Origin of the sequence: Bacillus sp. THAF10 (assembly GCF_009363695.1) — a bacterium.
Classification (GTDB): Bacteria; Bacillota; Bacilli; order Bacillales; family Bacillaceae_I; genus Sutcliffiella_A.
In genome coordinates this window covers 1,861,069-1,880,555 of sequence record NZ_CP045403.1, presented here as the reverse complement: position 1 = coordinate 1,880,555, position 19,487 = coordinate 1,861,069, and the positions used below count along the sequence as shown (strand labels likewise).

General features: G+C 37.4%; 22 protein-coding genes and 1 tRNA gene. 4 read left to right on the top strand and 19 right to left on the bottom strand.

Features of this window, described 5'->3' with window-relative positions; translation table 11 throughout:
- Positions 1-25: 25 nt before the first annotated feature.
- The 5 genes from FIU87_RS09840 to FIU87_RS09820 all read right to left on the bottom strand — a co-directional run bounded on the left by FIU87_RS09840 (position 26) and on the right by FIU87_RS09820 (position 3,764).
- Positions 26-697, bottom strand: coding sequence for a hypothetical protein (locus FIU87_RS09840; RefSeq protein ID WP_152444430.1), 672 nt, complete (start codon positions 695-697; stop codon positions 26-28).
- Positions 694-1,443 carry a hypothetical protein gene (locus tag FIU87_RS09835; protein ID WP_152444429.1) on the bottom strand — a complete coding sequence of 250 codons (750 nt, stop codon included), beginning with the start codon at positions 1,441-1,443 and terminating at the stop codon, positions 694-696. The genes FIU87_RS09840 and FIU87_RS09835 overlap by 4 nt, the downstream gene beginning before the upstream one ends.
- Entirely contained in the window at positions 1,427-2,323 is an 897-nt protein-coding gene (locus FIU87_RS09830) for an ATP-binding cassette domain-containing protein (RefSeq protein ID WP_152444428.1), read from the bottom strand. The genes FIU87_RS09835 and FIU87_RS09830 overlap by 17 nt, the downstream gene beginning before the upstream one ends.
- Positions 2,301-2,705, bottom strand: coding sequence for a GntR family transcriptional regulator (locus FIU87_RS09825; protein WP_152444427.1), 405 nt, complete (start codon positions 2,703-2,705; stop codon positions 2,301-2,303). Before FIU87_RS09825 ends, FIU87_RS09830 begins: the two co-directional genes overlap by 23 nt.
- Positions 2,706-3,011: 306 nt before the next feature.
- The gene (locus tag FIU87_RS09820; RefSeq protein ID WP_152444426.1) at positions 3,012-3,764 is read right to left on the bottom strand and encodes an AAA family ATPase; all 753 of its coding nucleotides are present in this window, start codon (positions 3,762-3,764) and stop codon (positions 3,012-3,014) included.
- 130 nt (positions 3,765-3,894) lie between these two features.
- Here FIU87_RS09820 and FIU87_RS09815 point away from each other — a divergent pair.
- Positions 3,895-3,991: transfer RNA gene (locus FIU87_RS09815), tRNA-Sec, on the top strand.
- A gap of 75 nt (positions 3,992-4,066) precedes the next feature.
- Positions 4,067-5,320, top strand: coding sequence for a M14 family metallopeptidase (locus FIU87_RS09810; protein ID WP_172971012.1), 1,254 nt, complete (start codon positions 4,067-4,069; stop codon positions 5,318-5,320).
- 25 nt (positions 5,321-5,345) lie between these two features.
- Here FIU87_RS09810 and FIU87_RS09805 read toward each other — a convergent pair whose 3' ends face one another.
- From FIU87_RS09805 to FIU87_RS09765, 9 genes are all read right to left on the bottom strand, one after another.
- Positions 5,346-5,705: a hypothetical protein gene (locus tag FIU87_RS09805; RefSeq protein WP_152444424.1), complete on the bottom strand. Its 360-nt coding sequence runs from the start codon at positions 5,703-5,705 to the stop codon at positions 5,346-5,348.
- Positions 5,706-6,019: 314 nt separating this feature from the next.
- Positions 6,020-6,526 (bottom strand): hypothetical protein, encoded by a 507-nt coding sequence (locus FIU87_RS09800; RefSeq protein WP_152444423.1) that lies wholly within the window; start codon positions 6,524-6,526, stop codon positions 6,020-6,022.
- 116 nt (positions 6,527-6,642) lie between these two features.
- A complete protein-coding gene (locus FIU87_RS09795) occupies positions 6,643-7,917 on the bottom strand; it encodes a glutamate-5-semialdehyde dehydrogenase (protein WP_152444422.1) in 1,275 nt (424 codons plus the stop codon).
- Between the two features lie 16 nt (positions 7,918-7,933).
- The gene (gene proB, locus FIU87_RS09790; protein ID WP_152444421.1) at positions 7,934-9,052 is read right to left on the bottom strand and encodes a glutamate 5-kinase; all 1,119 of its coding nucleotides are present in this window, start codon (positions 9,050-9,052) and stop codon (positions 7,934-7,936) included.
- Between the two features lie 33 nt (positions 9,053-9,085).
- Positions 9,086-9,928, bottom strand: a complete 843-nt coding sequence (gene proC / locus FIU87_RS09785) for a pyrroline-5-carboxylate reductase (protein ID WP_152444420.1) — start codon at positions 9,926-9,928, stop codon at positions 9,086-9,088.
- A 287-nt stretch (positions 9,929-10,215) separates the two neighbouring features.
- On the bottom strand, positions 10,216-11,412 hold the full coding sequence (locus tag FIU87_RS09780; RefSeq protein ID WP_152444419.1) for a hypothetical protein: 1,197 nt from the start codon (positions 11,410-11,412) through the stop codon (positions 10,216-10,218).
- Positions 11,405-12,568 carry a DUF58 domain-containing protein gene (locus FIU87_RS09775; protein ID WP_152444418.1) on the bottom strand — a complete coding sequence of 388 codons (1,164 nt, stop codon included), beginning with the start codon at positions 12,566-12,568 and terminating at the stop codon, positions 11,405-11,407. The genes FIU87_RS09780 and FIU87_RS09775 overlap by 8 nt, the downstream gene beginning before the upstream one ends.
- A gap of 2 nt (positions 12,569-12,570) precedes the next feature.
- Positions 12,571-13,503, bottom strand: coding sequence for an AAA family ATPase (locus FIU87_RS09770; protein WP_152444417.1), 933 nt, complete (start codon positions 13,501-13,503; stop codon positions 12,571-12,573).
- Between the two features lie 143 nt (positions 13,504-13,646).
- Positions 13,647-14,438 carry an ATP-binding protein gene (locus tag FIU87_RS09765; RefSeq protein ID WP_152444416.1) on the bottom strand — a complete coding sequence of 264 codons (792 nt, stop codon included), beginning with the start codon at positions 14,436-14,438 and terminating at the stop codon, positions 13,647-13,649.
- 126 nt (positions 14,439-14,564) lie between these two features.
- Here FIU87_RS09765 and FIU87_RS09760 point away from each other — a divergent pair, with 126 nt between their 5' ends.
- The gene (locus FIU87_RS09760; RefSeq protein WP_152444415.1) at positions 14,565-14,990 is read left to right on the top strand and encodes a DUF2621 domain-containing protein; all 426 of its coding nucleotides are present in this window, start codon (positions 14,565-14,567) and stop codon (positions 14,988-14,990) included.
- Positions 14,991-15,024: 34 nt separating this feature from the next.
- Here the strand turns inward: FIU87_RS09760 and FIU87_RS09755 are convergent, their stop codons facing one another.
- The 4 genes from FIU87_RS09755 to FIU87_RS09740 form a co-directional block, all read right to left on the bottom strand.
- Positions 15,025-15,510, bottom strand: coding sequence for a CcdC family protein (locus FIU87_RS09755; RefSeq protein WP_152444414.1), 486 nt, complete (start codon positions 15,508-15,510; stop codon positions 15,025-15,027).
- Between the two features lie 78 nt (positions 15,511-15,588).
- Positions 15,589-16,008: a hypothetical protein gene (locus FIU87_RS09750; protein ID WP_152444413.1), complete on the bottom strand. Its 420-nt coding sequence runs from the start codon at positions 16,006-16,008 to the stop codon at positions 15,589-15,591.
- A gap of 55 nt (positions 16,009-16,063) precedes the next feature.
- Positions 16,064-16,423 carry a response regulator gene (locus FIU87_RS09745; protein ID WP_152444412.1) on the bottom strand — a complete coding sequence of 120 codons (360 nt, stop codon included), beginning with the start codon at positions 16,421-16,423 and terminating at the stop codon, positions 16,064-16,066.
- A gap of 105 nt (positions 16,424-16,528) precedes the next feature.
- Positions 16,529-17,239 (bottom strand): cytochrome c biogenesis CcdA family protein, encoded by a 711-nt coding sequence (locus FIU87_RS09740; protein WP_152444411.1) that lies wholly within the window; start codon positions 17,237-17,239, stop codon positions 16,529-16,531.
- Positions 17,240-17,468: 229 nt separating this feature from the next.
- Between FIU87_RS09740 and FIU87_RS09735 the strand changes: the two genes are divergently transcribed.
- Positions 17,469-17,630: an aspartyl-phosphate phosphatase Spo0E family protein gene (locus FIU87_RS09735; RefSeq protein WP_152444410.1), complete on the top strand. Its 162-nt coding sequence runs from the start codon at positions 17,469-17,471 to the stop codon at positions 17,628-17,630.
- Between the two features lie 56 nt (positions 17,631-17,686).
- Here FIU87_RS09735 and FIU87_RS09730 read toward each other — a convergent pair whose 3' ends face one another.
- A complete protein-coding gene (locus FIU87_RS09730) occupies positions 17,687-19,483 on the bottom strand; it encodes an ABC transporter ATP-binding protein (RefSeq protein WP_152444409.1) in 1,797 nt (598 codons plus the stop codon).
- Between the last annotated feature and the right edge of the window lie 4 nt (positions 19,484-19,487).

Genomic DNA, 19,487 nt, shown 5'->3' with positions numbered 1-19,487 from the left:
AAAAAAGCATGAGGATGGCCTCATGCTACTTTATTTCTACCACATCTAAATTCGGATCATATTTTACTTCTAAATCATCTGGAACCTTTACATGTATAATTGGTCTGTCAGAGAAACTTGATGAATGTTCTTGGTACCGGTTTTCGTTAAATTGTCTGTAGGTGAAATTCTGATTGAACTTATGGAACTCTACCTCGACGGGTAGTCCGTTTCTCACTGTCATTATATTTCCATCTGTTTGATAAAAAGGTAGAGGGAATTTGGAAGAAACATCAATATTGTCTATTTCTAACACCCCAGGATAAACCGACACAATTAACTCATCTTTTAATTCTTTATCTCTTTCAAACATTACAGTGAAATCTGGAAAGTCTGTACTTTGAAAGAAGAGGGTACTTTCTTTAAAAGGAATCCTTTCCTTTTTTGCCACACCTTCCACGTTTTCCTTCGCTAGTAATCTATCGTAAACCGATTCTTCTGGGTGATTTAATATTTGTTCACTTCTCACAAATTCATCATCTGGCAAAAAGAAAAACACTACAGTGAATATAACTAAAATCCCCATGTATCCACCTAAAATAAGGTTGTTTTTCTGTGATGATAAATTGAAATTTACTTTTCTTAATCCTTTTGAAAGTAGGAAGAAAAACAAAAGTAATAAAAGGATTGGAAGAAATGCACCAATTATGGTCGTCATTGCCTCACCTCCACTCTGTTAAAAATCCAGCTTGAAGCTCCGAAAAGAATAAAACTGGTAGCAATTGATTTTGCAATAAAAATCGTCAAAGATCTTTCCTCTACAAAAAATTTGATAATATCTGGTACACCGGTACCTGTTGCTCCACCAAAAAATAAAACCCCTAATAAAACAACTGGCACAACTACTTTTAACAAAGGATGCAATCTAATGATGGTCCCCACAAAATAGCCAAGACCAGCAAACAACATGATGTAAAGGAAAGTAACCATAGAGCCTTGCAGCAGTACTAATAACGAATATGGATTACCTGTATAATAAAACGGTCCAAAGTTTGGAAGAAAGTACATAATCACCTTTAAAACATAAGTAGAAAGTTCTGCAGTAATTGCTCCAATTATGGCAGCTAGGACCAAAAACAGAAAATTGGAGAGATTGCTCGTTAACCTGTTAGAAACAAAGGTAAAGTCATCATTTCTGTAGGCTCTCGTTGTGATAATGATGGAAACGATGAATGCCCATAAAAGTGTAAAGGTAATGACACCGTCACCTGTATAATGATAAATACTGTATCTAAAACTCTCACCTCTTCCTCCACCAGACATTCCGGACCCATTAAAGGAAAATAATAATCCTAAAAGCTGAAGGACAACAAGTGATAGATACACTCCTGAATATGCGGAAAGCTTATATCTAACTTGTTCTTTCACAACGTTTTGTACAGTAACATTACTTAAAGACATCATCAATCCCACCTTTCGTAGGATTCGTCAGGTATACGCATAGATCACTTGGTGAGACTGGTGATATCTGAAATCCATAGGTATTAGCATCTTGTTTGATTTTTTCTTTATAAAGATTTTCAATTACCATGTAAGAAGAGCCAGGGCTTAATTCTTTGGTATAAAGTATCTCTTGTGATTCTGCCCACTCTTTCATTATCGTTGTGTTCCCTCTGACTCCAATTGCATATTCTTTCAATGCTTCTATTGGTAGATGAAGGAGCTTTTCGCCGTTATGAATCAGAAGAATTTCTTCCAATAAATCCTCTATTTCCTCTAAATGATGGCTTGAGATGATGATTGTTCGAGGGGAAGCCAGATAGTCTTTTAAAAGTGCTCGATAAAAATCCTTTCGAACAGCCGCATCCATTCCCGTCGTCGGCTCATCAAACATCGTTAGTGGACATTTGGATGCAAGCCCAACAATCATATTAAATGTACTCTTCTTTCCTTTTGATAACTCATCATGACGGTGATTATTTCGAAAAGAAAAGTATTGAAAAAGCTTCCTTGCTAATTCCTCATCCCAATTTGGGTAGAACCTACCTGCCACTTTGAGGATTTCTTCAAGGTTGAGTGCAGTAGGAAAACTCATCATATCATCTACTAAAATAGTATTTGCGGAAGCTTGCAGATTATTAAATGGTCTTTCACCAAATATATTCAATTCCCCTTTTGTTGGCTGTATGAATCCTGCCATCATTTTCAACAACGTTGTTTTCCCTGCACCATTCCGCCCAATAAGCCCAGTTATCTTGTTCTCTTTAATTCCAAAATGGAGATTGTTGAGTGCTTTCGAACCCCGATACTCTTTTGTTACATTATGCCCTGTTACCACTTCCATCCCCTTTTTCCCCCTTTACCGCGCTAGCATTTTTTATCATGGAAACTAATTCTTCCATTTCCACATTAAGCTGATGTGCTTCTGCAACTAGCTCAGAAACTAACCTCTTTAAGGTGTGTTCTTTCCTGTTCGTCAAAATGATTTTCTTGGCTTCTCCTGTCACAAACATGCCAAGCCCCCTTTTTTTATATAAAACTTGATTATCTACTAGCATGGTCAGTCCTTTTGCAGCTGTTGCCGGATTTATATTGAAAATTTCAGCTAACTGATATTGAGAGTAAACCTTTTGATCAACGGTAAAATGATCGTTTAGGATTTCTGTTTCCAGCCATTCTGCAATTTGCATGTAAATTGGTTTTGACCCATCTGTATCTAAAATCAACGTCACACCTCCATCTTACATAGTGCATTAGTGTTGTAATGTAGTATATTATCATTTCCATAAAAATGCAACTATTTTTGGAAAATTAATCTAAATTGTTTCTTTACTTAAGTTGTTGCAATAACAAAAAAACCAGGCCAAATTGGTCCTGGTTTTTGATAGTGTATTAATCATCTTTTTCTATGGGATGTAGATTTCAACTATTTCTTCTGCGCCATCTACTTTAAAGTAAAGCTAGTAATCTACATCACTTTTAAAGTCTCTTCCCACTTTTTAATGTAGAAACCCCTTCTCAACCACCTACCTCTAATTGAATAAGTGGTAAAGCATCCTATCTCTGTTTTCAAAAAATTGCTGCATAATCTGAAAATGCGAAGTTTCTTCTAATGTCATTTCCTTAGCACCTTCTTCTGATAAACCAACTATTTTAGCATCTGGATAGGCCATGATAATGGGAGAATGGGTGGAAATGATGAATTGTGAGCCTTGATTTACTAACTCGTTAATTCTTGCGAGCATGGACATTTGTCTTAAAGGAGATAGTGCTGCTTCTGGTTCGTCCAATATGTATAATCCATTTCCTTGAAATCGTTCTATAAAGGCTGCAAAAAAGGATTCGCCATGGGATTGCTCGTGCAGGGATTTGCCTCCAAAAGAGTCAATGATTCGAGGCCCACCTAGTTCACGATCAAGCTCTTCAATATTGGTTGCCACATTATAAAATGTTTCCGCTCGAAAAAAGAAGTTATCTTGCGGTCTTTCTGATCCTCTCACAACTCGAAGGTACTGATCTAGCTCGGAATGACTGTTATAGCTGGAAAAGTTAAAATTAAAAGTACCACCTTCAGGATTAAAACCTAAAGCGATTGCGATACCTTCTAATAAAGTGGATTTTCCCATCCCATTTTCTCCAACAATATAAGTCACATTTGGATGGAATTCTAGACTTTCCAAACTCTTTAGGACAGGTAGGTTAAATGGAAACTGCTCAAATGAAGGAATGTTTTCTTTTAATAAATCAACGCTCCTTATGTACTGAGTGAACCTTTCTAATTTCACGATCGTCACCTCTTTTTATCACTCTCTATGCATCTAATTTATCACACAGCGAACAAACGTTTCTACTTTTTTCTCTGTTTTCTCTTGTCTTTCTCTTTCAGTAAAAGTAAAATATAACTAGTCAATACTTGGGGCTGATTGCAATGCTGGTGCTTGTCATGGTCTTCAAAACCATTCGTGAGGCGCGTGCCGTCTCAGGTGGGTTCGATTCCCACGCAGTCCCGCCATAATTTTTCCTCACTAAAACCTCACCTCTGTATCTCATAAAGAAAAAAAGAAACGAAATACAGGAGGCTGATTCCTTGTCTGTTTTGAAAAAGAAACCCGTAAAATTCCTCTTCTTTATTTTTGTTTTCTTTCTTTTCCTTCATTTCATTCTTCCACTCATCATTCTAACGACACTTGAAACACCACCAGAAAGCTCCGATCATTTTATTAATTCCTATGAAGAATCAAAAAGCCGCTTTCTTCAATACGAAGAATCATTAACACAAACATGGAATGACGTTTCACATGAGGCCTATACAATTGAACAAGAAGCCACGATCGATCTTTGGTGGGCCAATGCAAATCAATCAAAAACGAATTTAATTGTTCTAACCTCAGGTGTACATGGTGTAGAAGGGTACGTTGGTTCGGCAATGATGGATGTCTTTTTACAGGATATATCCAGGCAATTACATGCCGAAAACACCGGAATTGTGCTCGTACATTCTATTAACCCGATCGGGATGAAAGAAATGCGCAGATATAACGAGAATAACGTAGACCTTAATAGGAATTTTATTTATGATTGGGATTCATTTGACAAAGATATGAATTCTGAATATGAGGACTTAAAAGGATTTTTACAGCCTGAAAAACCCGTTGGGAACATCGCATGGAGAGATGCAGGATTTTACGGAGAAATACTAAAGACAGTCATAACAGATGGAAGCGCAAAAATTGAAAAAGCTTTGCTAACAGGGCAATATACACAGCCTGAAGGCGTATATTATGGAGGCAATAGCGATGAGCCCTCCACCCAATATGTAAAAAAATTATTTCAAAACATTTTACAGAGTGAATACAAAAACATTATGCTTGTTGACCTTCATACCGGTTACGGGCCAAGGTATCAGATGAGCATTTTCAGCTCAGGTAAAGAAACCATGACACAGGAGGAAGCGCAAGAAGCTTTTCACTATCCGCTTGTTTTCACGCCAGACTCTGAAGAATTTTACACAACCAATGGTGATGTACCTGAATATTTTGTGCAGTTAAAAGAGGACATTGCTCCATCAAAAAACCTATTTGCAACAACCTTTGAGTTTGGAACGATGGGGGACGGATTACTCGCCTCCGTTGATTCGGTCAAAAGAACAATCATGGAAAATCAATTGGCTCAGCATGGCTCTAAAAACAAAACATCAACGAGAATTTTGAATAGCCGCTATCGTGAAATGTTCTACCCTTCGGAGCTAAAATGGAGAAACAAGGCAGTAGATGATTTTCTTCAGGCTTTTGAAGGAATCTTAAAGTACAATAAAATGATCGATGAAAAAAATGCCCAGTGAGCCCTGGGCATTTTTTCATACTTTTTTACACACGAGGTTTGCTTTCACTATCTGCTGAATTGGGATTGCGTCCAAACAATACATAGTCGGTGGAGATTGGAATGATATCGAGGATGCTATTAGTGTTCAATAGATTGTCATACAATGTTCCCCTAACAGTCACTAGTTGAGTTTTATTATAGATATCTCCGTTGAAGTTTGTTGATAATACAATTCCATTTAGAAAGGGATTTTCCTCACTTCCGTAAAAAATTGTTCTCGTTTGTCCAGGAGCTAAGGTAAAGTTTACTTCTCCAGCATAATTGGCTGGGTTTGATCCTTGACGCACAAGAAGTGTTACCTGCAAGCTCGCTGCACTACGGTTGTTAAACGTTTTTTCTGCCATTTTTACACCTCCTTTTCTAGGAGCTACTCTATACTATTCTAGTAATTCAAAATTGATAGGGTTAATATAATGGTCAAATCTATCATTTTGCAAATCTTTTTTCTAGATTATTGCTATTAACTAGGAATAGTCGGCTTTAAGACTTTTTCCAATGATTATGTAAAGTAAAATTGCCACATGTTTAACACTACCTCCACGAAAAGAGTACGACAGCAACATTGATTACGGGTATCTTAACTATAAAAAGTAGCAACAAAGTTTGTGAAAACAGCCTTTTGCAAATAGAGTTAAATAAAGAGACCTTGCACCAAAACTCACTGCAAGGTCTCTTTATTTGCTTCGTACCACGTTTGAAGATTAGATGGCCACTTTTCATTAGGGATTATTTTAGGTGTGAATCCACCCATTTCTACCAAGATACGTTCTTGATTGGTGACAATAATAAACCAATCTTCAAAAGGTGTAGCAAAAATTTTCTCGACAGATATATGGTTTGATTGGAGGAATTTTTTTATATCCTCTTCTTCCTTTGACCCTAGCGGATTAGCTTTTAGATTCTCTACATCCTCCTGTTTCGATGTTAATGAATTTAGACTGGTTTGTTTATACAGTGGATTTAGTTTTATGTAGATTAACTCCAGGTACTTAATGATTTCTGCAAGACCCAGTAGGACAAAACCAGAGATCAAAGAGGTCAAGATTGACGAAAAGAACAATGTAAAGCTTTGTGATTCTGTACCAATAATGAAAGCGATAATGATTCCTAAACTAATGACAGCTATTCCTAATATTCTAAGTGCCACTTCTATTTTATTTTGCATATTATCCCCCTTTCTATCATTAAACTTTCTACACATCGACAAGGAATTCCTTTTTTTAGCAAAAATCGTCTTTGTCTCACAAAAAAAGCCTGCCTTTAAAAGGCAAGCTTTTTTATTTATCTAATTTGTCCGTCACCAGTCATCTGGAATTTAACGGTTGTTAGGGCAGGCAATCCCATTGGTCCACGAGCATGTAGCTTTTGTGTGGAAATTCCAATTTCTGCGCCAAACCCTAATGCTCCGCCGTCAGTAAAACGAGTGGATGCATTGTGATAAACTGCTGCAGCATCGACTAATTTCATGAATCTTTCTGCAGTTTCTTTGCTTTCTGTGATAATGGATTCAGAGTGCTTTGTTCCGTACTGATCAATATGATCAATTGCCTCATCCACATCAGAAACTACTTTGATGGCGATATCTAGGCTCAAATATTCATTTGCCCAGTCTTCTTCTCCTGCAGGTTCAGCTCCTGGAAAGATTGCAACTGCTTTTTCATCACCATGAACGGTAATGTTTTGTGCTTTTAACTTATCGATTAAGGCTTCTTTGTTTTCCTTTAACCAAGCCTCATGCACAATCAGTGTTTCTGCTGCATTACACACAGCAGGACGATCGGTTTTCGCATTAACAATAATGGATAGTGCTTTCTCAACTTCAGCATCTTTATCCACATATAAGTGGCAGTTTCCAACGCCTGTTTCTAATACAGGGACCGTTGCATTTTCCACAACAGCATTGATGAGAGAGCCACCTCCACGTGGAATAAGCACATCAATATGCTCCTTCATGGTGAAAAGCTCTTGAGTAGCTTTCCGGTCCGTACTAGCAATAAATTGGACAGCTTCTTGTGGAATTGCGGTCGTTTTTAGAGCCTTATGAATGACCTCAACAATAGCTTGATTAGAGTTGATTGCAGAAGAACCACCTTTTAAAACAATGGCGTTTCCTGATTTCAATGCTAGTCCTGTTGCGTCGACTGTTACATTCGGACGAGCTTCATAAATCATGCCGATAACCCCAAGAGGAACTCTTACTTTCTCTACTTGCAGTCCATTTTCTAACGTCCAGTTAGATAAAATATCTCCAACAGGATCCTCTAACTCTGCAACCTCTCTTAAGCCATTTGCAAAGTCAGCAATGCGGTCTTCTGATAAGGCAAGACGATCCATATAAGCCTCGGTGTAGCCTTTTTCACGACCTTTTTCCAAATCTTTATTATTCGCTTCTAAAATATGAGAGACATTACCTTCTAACGTGTTGGCAACGTGTTTTAAAATATCGTTTTTTTCTGAAGTGGATAATAAGCTCACCACTTTTGCAGCTTTCTTTGCTTCAATCGCTTGTGCTTCAATCGCTTGTGCTTCAACATTTGTCTCTACTAATAAAGACATCCAATTCCTCCTTGAATTATATTCCTACTGGGATAGATGTTTCTAAATGACATACCATATTATCGTTTTTGACAACTTCTTCCGTAAACTCTTCTGGTGTGACATCATATTCTTTTAATTGCTCAGAGGAGTAGTTCACCACTCCAAGTCCGATTCTGTTGCCTTCGAAATCAAGAATTCTAACAACAGATCCTTCTTCGAAATCACCAATTACTTGGCTAATGTTTGAAGGCAATAAATGTTTTTTTCCAAGCATGGATAAATCTGCGCCTTCTGAAAGAATGACTTCTCCTTCTGGTCCGGAGTTAAAAGCAATCCATTGTTTCTTGTGATTGAGATTAATGCTCGTATCTTTTGATTCAAAGTACGTGCCTGTTGCCTGTTTTTCAACAGCTTGAAGTAAGATGTTTGGGACACCTGCTCTTCCAAGAAATGCTGGTATCCCAGAAGCCATCGCAATTTTCACTGCATCAATCTTAGATTTCATTCCGCCAGTTCCTACTGCGCTACCAGAATCTCCGGCAGCTGCCTCAATTTCTTGCGTTATCTCTTCGACTTTACGAAGTAGTGTAGCGTCTGGATCTTTTCTAGGATCTGCATCATATAGTCCGTCAATATCAGATAAAATGATTAAAAGGTCGGCATCCACTAATCCAGCCACTTTTGCTGAAAGTGTGTCGTTATCGCCAAACTTGAGTCTGTTTACCGTGACGGTGTCATTTTCATTGACGATCGGTACAATACCACGCTCTAGAAGAACATTTGCAGTATTACGCGCGTTATTGTAGCGATTTTCATCCGAAAAATCTTCTCTAGTAATTAATATTTGAGAGGCAACATAACCATTTGATAAAAACAGCTCGCTATATGCCTCCATCAGCAAGCCTTGGCCAATTGATGCTGCCGCTTGCTTTTCTGGTAAACTGGTTGGTCTATCAAGGCAGCCTAGCTTCCGATAGCCTGCTGCAACTGCTCCTGAGGATACTAATAATACCTCATAGCCTAAATCCTTCAATTGTGCCACTTCATCAACAAGACGCTCTAGCTTTCTTCTGCTGATTTCACCGTGAGAGCTTGTTAAGGAACTACTGCCAATTTTAATTACAACCCGTTTCGTATTTTTGTTCGGGGTCATTCAATCACTCCTGTTAAATCTAAGTTTGAAAGTTTACTGTAATACTAATTCTTTTTCTTTTTCCGCACTTATTTCTTTGGAACGTTCTGCTGCACCTTTAATGGCAGCTGAGATGGCTTTTCCTCCACCATTTTCACTTAACGCATCAAGGCCAGCTGCAGTTGTTCCATTTGGTGATGTTACTTTCTTGCGTAAGCTTGCTGGCTCTTCTTGTTTTTCCTGTAGCATTTTTGCAGCACCTAATATGGTTTGAGCAACCACATCACGGGTAACCTCTTCATCAAGGCCTGCTTCTTTTGCTGTTTTCTCCATGTGCTCCATTAAATAGTAGAAATATGCTGGACCGCTACCTGCAACCCCTGTAAACACATCCATTTGCTCTTCTTCAATGCTGTACACACGGCCAATTGTCTCTAGGATGACTTTTGTATCTACAATATGGTCCATGCCAACGTGTTTACCAGCTGAAATCGCAGTTGCCGATTCGCCAATCATACTAGAAGTGTTTGGCATCACTCTTATCACCGGCTGACCAGGATTCAAGCCATCCTCCATATAACCGGTTGTAATTCCGGCTAAAACGGAAAGTAATAGCTGTTTTGGTTGTAATTCATCTTTTAAAGAAGCTAATGCAACTTCTATGTCTTTCGGTTTCATGGCAAGGACGATGATATCCAACTCTTTCATATTTAGATTTGCCTTCGTTACGCCACGAATACCGTATTTATTTTCAAGTTCGATTAATCTCTCTTCATTTGATCTGTTACTAACAACAACATTTTTAGCAGGGATGATTTTACTTGCAACAATTCCTGAAATCATCGCTTCTGCCATAGATCCTGCTCCAATAAATCCAATAACTTTTTCTCTTAACATCTAATCGCCCCTCTGTCCGTTCGGTTTATAACAACGTTTATTATCGTAACATGTAGAGATTGTGATTCAAGGGGCTAGCTGCAATTAGTGTGTATGGCTCTCAGATAGTGAGTGTAAACGCTACCATTAATATCGACTTTCTTATAATTCCAACTCAAGGGGAAAAATCGTGAAATATGAGGAAATATGGCGGAATTTGATGTTTGGCATCTTCATTATCCAATTACATCAATGGATAACTGAAAAAAACAGTGGCCTTCTCGGCACACTGTTTTCTTCTACCACGATTAACTTGCTTTTTTCCATTGCTTCATGACCTCACGAATTTCCTTAGCCATGTGCTTACAAGCTTCTACTTCCTCAGGACTTAAACTCAATTCGCCATATCGAACTTTGGCATAGAGAGCAATAAAGTCTTTATTAAAGGTGGTCTCGCGTTTTATCCACTCTTCTAACGTTTCATTAGCAAATCGACCTCGATTTTTCTTAATCGCTAATTGCTCTAAATCAAACATTAACTTACGAACTTCATCTTCAGGAGGTTTTTGTCTTTTTCGAGTAGGAAACCAACTTCCTCCTATTTTAGACATTGTAGTTCGATATTGCTCTTCTGCTTGTTGCTCTGCTTTCTTTTTTATCACCTTTCGTTTGTTTAATAGAAGATAGAGAATGATTAGTGTAATAAACACAACTATTCCAATAAAGAGAGGGTTATCCATGTTTGGATCAACGTTTACTAGCTCAACCCCTTCTGTTTCACCGTCTGCTATCCCTCCTTCTTCAAGTTGTGCTTTGCTCTTTGGTGTCCAGTCATGCAAACCTAACAAGTAAAAAATGGGTCGTGAAAGAAAATTAAAAACCTGGCTCACACCTTGTCCAAAAAAGGATAAAACAAAGGTAATGACCCATTTTCCAAGAGTGGAAAAAAAGATAGCGGCTGCTAAAATACCTCCGACAACCATAGTAGTGGTTAGCATCACCCTTTTTTGCATATAAGCATTGCCTTTTAAATTCAATACAGCCGTTCCACTATATAACATCACTACTAACAGAAGCTGCATTCCAAACAGAACCATTAAAGTCAAACCGTGCGGATACTCCACTAACACCCCACCAGCATAAACAAATGGCATCCAAATGAAAGAGATGATTAATAAAACAAAGGTAGACAATGGTCTCTCCTCTACTATGTGCATAAAGCTCCTAAAGCTGATAAAAAAGCCAATAATAAGGGAAAGCCCTAAGCTATACGATGTGAGAAAGGGAAAAATTGCTAAAATAGGTCCGATAAGCATGATCGAAACATAGGTGCTTGGTAGTTTTCCTGATAGAAATTCAAAAATGAAAATCGAGATCGCAACAGGAAGTAATACACTAAGCATGGATGGTAATGTCCCTGAATCCAAATACATCAACAAAATAAAAAAGTAAAAAATGTTTACTTCAAGTAACAAATGAACCGTGTTTCGCCAGAGCTTAACCATTTGCAGCCTCCTTTCTCTCAAGTCTCTGCCAATAGCTTAGATTACAACGATCATCTAATATGTAGACGCTTGTTGAAGAAGGTAACTTCCAGCCATGCAGCCTTTCTTCGTCTGCACACAAAATAACATAAGGGGAGGTAAGTGCATGTTGATAAGCAACGCGCTCAAAACTTTTCATGCTAATGCTTATACTATTTCCCTGCAATCTTGCCAAAATAGTTAAGGCTGTTTGAAGATGCTGTTTACCACTTCCATACGGTAATTCAAAATAACTTGGTGTTCCCTTTTTCTTTATATTTATAAGGAAGGAAAACGGAATATGGTGTTTGGCTGCATGATTCAGAAGAAAGGTGACACCCTTTATTCTTTTTTCCAAATTAGCTGATCGCACATCAAACACAATTAGCCAAGAAAACTGCAAGGTTTTTTCATGCAATTTTGTCTGAAGCTGATTCATTCTTGCGGAAGCTTTCCAATGAATCTTGTTAAAAGAATCCCCGTTTACATAGTCCCTTGTCCCGACAATATTGGTGTGATCTTCAAATATGGAAGATCTTGAAGGGTATGACCCTTGATTACGTGGAAAAATCTTTTCAAGTCCATGAACAACTTGTTGCTCTGAATACACCAGGGCTTCAAACTTGGTTACATCACTCTTCTTTAAATACACTTTGCCACCATCAAGAAAATTAGCAATTTGGACTTCTATTTGGTGAAACCTTGCAATTCCTCTTGTTCTGGCAACAAAAGGCACTTCTATTTCAAGCTCACTTCTTCCCATTAAAGAGAAAGGAAGGTTAAGTTGACATACTCTTGTACGAATGTCTCCATTTTCAAACTGAATATTGTTATCCACTACTAAGTGGATTTTTCCATTAAAAATTGGAAGCCATGAATGCTGCTGAATGTTGATTTTCACCACTCCTGTTTCACCAGGAAAAACTTTGATCTTCTCCGTGACAATCGATAATTGCAGCTTTTCTCCCACTTTCTCCATATAAAAATAAGAAACAAGGAAATACATTAGATAAGCGGAACCAAGTAAAAAGAGAATTGTATGCCCGGTGAAGAAGCCGATGGCGATAATAACGAATGCACATGCTCGGAAATACACATGGTAGGAAAGGTTATCTACTTGTTGATTCCATTTTTTCATCCTTACTGTGCCGCCTCCACAGGAACAGCAATCAAGGAGAGCACTTCATTTACAATTTGTCGATTCGTTTTCTTTAAAGACCCTTCCATGGTAAGAACAATGCGATGACTTAATACATGTGGAGCCATCTTTTTCACATCTTCTGGTGTAATGAATTCTCTTCCATTAACGAAAGCTGCACCTTGGGCTGCTTTCATTAATGCTAACGTTCCCCTTGGACTTACTCCTAATTCTATTTCATCATGACTTCGAGTGGAATGAACAATTTCCAATATGTAATCTTGTAAAGTAGAAGAAACTTTCACCTGCTTCACCTGTTCCTGAAGCTCTATAATCTCTTGTTTGGACAAAAATGATCTCAATTGCTTAATCGGTTCATCTAAGCGGTATTTATTCATGATTTCCTTTTCTTCATCCTTTGTTGGATAGCCAAGGTCAATCATCATAAAAAAGCGATCCATCTGTGCTTCTGGTAATGGAAACGTTCCTTGCTGGGATTCGATTGGATTTTGGGTAGCTAACACCATAAAAGGACCAGGAATTGGGAGTGTTTCTCCGTCAATTGTGACTTGTCTTTCTTCCATGACCTCAAGCAAACTTGATTGTGTTCTTGGCGTAGCACGGTTAATTTCATCTGCTAATAGTACATTTGTCATAATAGGACCAGGACGGAGCTCAAAGCGTTGTTCTTTTGGATTGAAAAATTGAATTCCAGTCACATCACTCGGCAGAACATCAGGCGTAAATTGGATCCGCTTGAAATCTGCATCCATTGTTTTGGCGAAACTTTTTGCTAGCATTGTTTTCCCTGTGCCAGGTACACTTTCTAAAAGTACATGACCTTTATTTAAGAGCGATATAAATAATAGCTCTACCACATCATCTTTTCCTACCATAACATTTGCCATTTCTTTTTTAAGAAGTTGGATTTGCATTTCTTAAAGGCACCCCTATCTATATTTTATAAGAATAATTTTACCATTTATTCAAATGCAAAAATAGACAATTTTTTGAAAATTTGTCGACACAAATAAAAAACGCTTCTGAAAGAAGTTTTCTTTCTTAGAAGCGTTCTGTGCTATTCTTTAAACATTGTTAAATCCTTCGTTCGGAAGCTTTCTGGTGTCACGATAGAAATTAATTGATTTTGACTCATTTTGTTTTTAATACGATCTGCAATTCGCTCCCCATAACGTTTGGTCAAGTCCCCTGGGTGAATATTGGATGTGAACACAATACTCTTACCCTGTCTTTGATTAAGGATAGAATAAATCGTTTGGTCGACCCACTCGCTCACTCTTTCCACACCTAGGTCATCTAAAATTAAGACATCCACTTCCGCAATCGCCTTCATAAACTTACTTTCTGAATACCCGGAGTCACTATCCCATGATGCCACAATTGTATCCATTAGCTTTGGGACATCAAAAAACATTGCGGTAATATTGTTTTCTTTAAAGTACTTATACAGCCCAACAGCAAGATGTGTTTTACCCCGGCCCGTACGACCATAAAAATATAGGTTTTCCCTTCCAGTAAACTGATCAAAGTAATCCATCGTACTTGCCAGCGCTTCTTTCTGACTCGAATAACTTAGTTTAAAATTCTCCAACGTAGCATTCTCAAGCTCTCTTGGAATAATACAAAATTGCTCAAAGTATTTATGTTTTCTTCGCTTTTCTGCCTGTACGGTTTCTTCTGCAAGACGGCAATCGCATTCATTTTCATACTCTTGCCATTGACCTTTATTTTCCCCACCAATGATTTGCATTCGTACACGCTTTACTTCACGGTTGCACTTGGGACAAATTCTCTGAGAGAGTATTTCCGTTTTCCCCATGTTGCCAATTACTGCACCAATTTTTCTCAACGTTGCCACCTCCGTTTTTAATAAATGTTTATATGAATTAGGTTACATATTTGTTTTACTAGTGCAATTATAATAGTTTCGGGTATAATAATACAAGAATGTTAACGAGTTCGGAGGGAGTAGAACATGTTAACCGGATGGTTTTTATGGTTAATTTTATTTTGGGTTGTGACAATGGTCGGTCTTTTAGCAATTGGAGGATTCTTTATGTTCCGCAAATTTTTAAAAAGACTGCCAAAAGAAGATGGAAAGTCCGAGTTGGATTGGCAGGATTATTACTTAGAAAAAACACGCCACCTTTGGCCACAAGATTTAAAGCAATTACTCGAGGAATTGGTAGCTCCAGTACCTGAACTGTTTCGAGATATTGCCCGGCAAAAAATTGCAGGAAAAATTGGGGAACTCGCCTATAAAGAAAATGCCAATGAGATTACCCGCGAGCATGTTATTCGCGGGTATATACTAGCAACACCAAAGCGGGACCATAAGTTTCTTATCAAAAAGCTAGACAGTTTAAATATCGATCGCACACCCTATCAGCATTTATTCTAGAGAAAAACCTCGGTTTCTTATAACCGAGGTTTTTTTACATGGTAGTTTTCACAGAAGGCGAAAGCTCTCCACTTTCTAATTTCTTGTATTTAATGTACATGGCCACACGCCACGGAACAATCATACCAAATGCTAACAACCAAAACATTCCTGTTAACTCACCAATGTCGATGGAGGTACTTAAAACTAATTTTAAAATGATTCTAATTACTAAAAGCCCTAATAAGATGAAAACAAATGCTTTGGACCGTTTTAAATAAATATCATTGTCCTTCATTTCAAACTTAGAAGTTTTAATCAAGAATATCGAAAATATTGCTCCTACAGTAAGTGCCTCTATTATTTGAATAGGGGTAACCCGGAATTCTGGAAACAAAAACATTAATGCTCCTGTACTCATAAAGATAGGAGGCAGTACAATTTTCTTTACTGATGAGGGCTTTTTGGCAGCTTTCATTCGGATAACTATCACAAGTAAAGCCATACATATTGCAAAGATCGTTGATAGTGTTGTATTCACTTCTTATCATCCTCTTGTTTTCACAACTTTTAAACCCCTTACTATTATACCGAAAAACGAGAATTTTAAAAGGGAAAACTAGACTTTTTGTATCTGCTTAAGCTTATTCACTGTAAAGATAAACAAGAGAAGTACGAGAATGAGGATAGTAAAATCAGAAAATATTCCTTTTTTTACATAACTATCTATTTCAAAAAGAAGAGAAAGAAGAATAGTGATTAATGTAAAAATGATGCTAAGTGTAAAACTAATGATATAGGCACTAAGCATTACCTTACTGTATTTCGTATAATCATGATAAGTCCGGATAAACAGAAAAAGAATCATAGCAAGAATGAAATAAAAGCTCCATTCTTCCATAAATGTGGAGGAGTAGTAGCTTTTAACACCTTCTTCCATTATTAAAATACTTAAGATTTCTATTCCTGTGAATATGACAAAAACAGTAAAAAAATAAGTGATAGTAAGCCCTTCCATTATCTTAAAAATTGATTTCATATTTCCCCCTAAAAATAAATAATCGTGTACAGTAAGTATGTACACGATTGTTTACTTATCCTAAAACTCTCTTAATTGCTTCTTGCACCCTGCTCTCATCAAACGGTTTCACAATAAAATCTTTTGCCCCAGCCTCTATTGCATCCACGATTAATCGCTGCTGCCCCATAGCCGAACACATTATGATTTTTGCTTTTGGGAAGTCATTTAGGATGACCTTCACCGCATCAATTCCATTCATCTCTGGCATTGTGATATCCATCGTTACCAAATCTGGCTGTTCTTTGCGGTATAGAGCGACTGCCTCTTTCCCATTCTCTGCTTCACCGATCACAGTGTGGTTTGCTTTAGTTAAAATGTTTCCTAAAGTAAGCCTCATAAACTTTGCATCATCCACCACTAAAACCTTAGCCAACGCAGAGTCCTCCTTATGTCCTATAAAAAAGTTTTATTTTTCCTGTATTCCCAATTTTAACTTTACTCTTTTTGGACAAAGGAATCAACTAAAATATCAAACAATTTAAAATCCTTGGAATCCTCCAGTAATAGCAGTCAGCCAAATGATTATCTTTGTCAGCCAATTGAAAAACAGCATAACTCCCATAAAGATCATCGCATACCCGCCAATTTTCATGATTAACACATGGTTGCGCTTAATCCATTCCATTTTTCCTATGAAGAACGAAAGAATGAAGAATGGAACCCCAAACCCTAAGACATATGCGAGCATATAGTAAATTCCTGAGGATGGATTATTTAAAGACATTCCAATAACGGCTCCAAGAATCGGGCCAGAGCAAGGCGTCCACCCAGCTGCAAAGGCCATCCCAATTAATACCGTTCCTAAATAACCTGAAGGTCGATTTTTGAACGAAAACTTTTTATCTTGCATCAAGAATTTTGGTTGAAACACTCCTAGAATAACTAGCCCAAAAAAGATGATAAGAATGGCTCCAACCTGCCTGATTAAATCCTGGTACTGTACGAAAAAACGCCCTAAAAAGGATGTACCAAATCCTAATGCAATAAAAATAAGAGAAAAGCCGACTAAAAAGAATAATGTATGTAAAATACTTCTCTTTTGCAACATTCCTTTTTCTTCTTTTAATTCTCCAACGGATACTCCAGTAATATAGGAGAGAAAAGCCGGGTATATCGGCAAGGTACACGGAGATACAAAAGACAACACCCCTGCACCAAATGCTAAGAATAACGTGAGATCTCCAGACATAACTATCACTTCTCCTACAAAAATTATATCTTTAATAGTATCAAAAAAATGGCTGTAACAAACCGTATCTTTTTAACATTCTATGACGAAAACGTGACAGTATTCTGTAGTAATTTTTCACTAGTTTAACAATTATTAAAGTCCCATTAACTTGCAATTTTTCTTTGTATTGCCACCTAAAATTTAGTATAATAATGTTACGAATTGGAAGAAGGAAGGAATTTCAACATTGGCTACTAAACAAGAACTTATTCAACTAATTGAAAAAAAGCGAGCAGAGCTACTAGACATAGTCGCAAAATATGGATTGTCCTCTTCTAAAACGTTACAACTTAGTCAGGAGCTTGACACGCTTTTAAACCAGTATAACCATATCATTGTTCCTAAATAAAATTATACAAAAATTCGCATGAAAAAGCATGGTGAGTGTTCCTCACCATGCTTTCTTTATTGTGCTAAAACATCTTTCACTTTTTCTGTTTGCCCATTTTGAAGAAGGTACATTTTATGATATAGTCCCTCTTGATTTAAAAGCTCTTGATGATTTCCACGCTCCACAATTTCCCCTTGGTGCAAGACAAGAATTTGCTCGGCATCTTGAATTGTAGATAGTCTATGAGCAATAGCAATCGTCGTTCTTCCTTTGCGCATCCTCTCAAGAGCCGTTTGAATGGCCTCCTCTGTTTCTGTATCAATATTCGCTGTTGCTTCATCAAGCACTAGAATTTTCGGCTTGGTCGCAATCGTTCTGGCAAATGCAATAAGTTGGCGCTGTCCGCTTGAGAAAGTAGAGCCTCTTTCTACAACTAATTGTTCATACTGATCAGGAAGCTTTTGGATAAATGGGGCGGCTTGAACAAATTCAGCAGCATCTTTAATTTCCTCATCTGAAATAGCAGGATTATGCAGACGTATATTGTGATTGATGGAACCATAGAAAAGAAATGGATCCTGAAGGACAAGTCCCATTTTTGTTCGCAGTTCTTCTTCCTTACATTCTTTTAAAGAGAAATCATCAATTAATATGTCGCCTTGATTATATTCATAGAACCTCATTAACAGATTAATAATGGAGCTTTTTCCGCTTCCCGTATGGCCAACAAGTGCTACGGTCTCACCTGGATTTGCGGTAAAAGAAATATTTTTTAACACATCTCGTTTCCCGTCATAGGAGAATGTCACATTTTTAAACTCAATTTTTCCTGAAGTGACAGATGCTTCATTTGGTTTGTTTACAGCTGTCGGTGCAAGCTCTTTTTCGTCCAATAATTGAAAAACCCTTGATGCTGACACAATTGCTTGCTGATACATGGATAACCGCATCATCATTTGATTAACAGGTTCAAAAAATCTCCCTAAGTAATTGACAAAAGCATACAGTACCCCAATTTCTATCGTACTGCCTATAGACGATATGCCAAAATAACTTAACACTAAAATAAGGGACAATACATAAACAAAGTCAATCGCAGGTCTTAACAGTAAACCATCTAGCTTAATGTTTTTTACTCCTGCTTGATAATGGGCTTCGTTAATGTCTGCAAATTCTTTTCGAAGTCTGCGTTCTTGACGAAACACCTGAATGATCCCCATTCCTTGCAAAGATTCATTCAATTTCGCATTCAGCTGACTAAGCCTTTCTCGCATGTCTGCATAAAATCTCGAACTAAAATGACGATAGGTGGCCATTATCGCCAAGATAATCGGAATGATTAAAAGACAAAAGAATGCCAACTGTACATTAAGTAGAAACATAGCAATAAAAATCCCAATTAAAAATACGCCATTTTGTACAAAAGTAGAAATTACACTGACAAACATATCCTTTATCGCTTCTGTATCATTTGTAACCCTAGAAACAATACTTCCCCCAGGCGTCTTATCAAAAAACTTCAACCCAAGACTTTGTACCTTCGCAAAAATATCAATTCGCAGCTCTTGAATTATCTTTAATGAAATCTCTTGAAATTTTAATAACTGAAAGTAAGTAATGACTACTTTCGCGAGTAAAATACCAATATACAAACTTGCGAGAGTTACAATTGGGCCTGTATCCATTATTTGTGGAGTGAGATAATCATCGATAAAAATCTTTATAATTAAAGGACCCACAATTTCTCCAATGGTAGCCAGCACCAGCAGGCTAAATGCAAAAACAAATTGTTTTGTATGAGGCTTAGCATAACCAAGAAGACGTTTTAAAACGAGACGTTGTTCTTTTGCCGTAATTGTTTGGTTGTTCACTCTT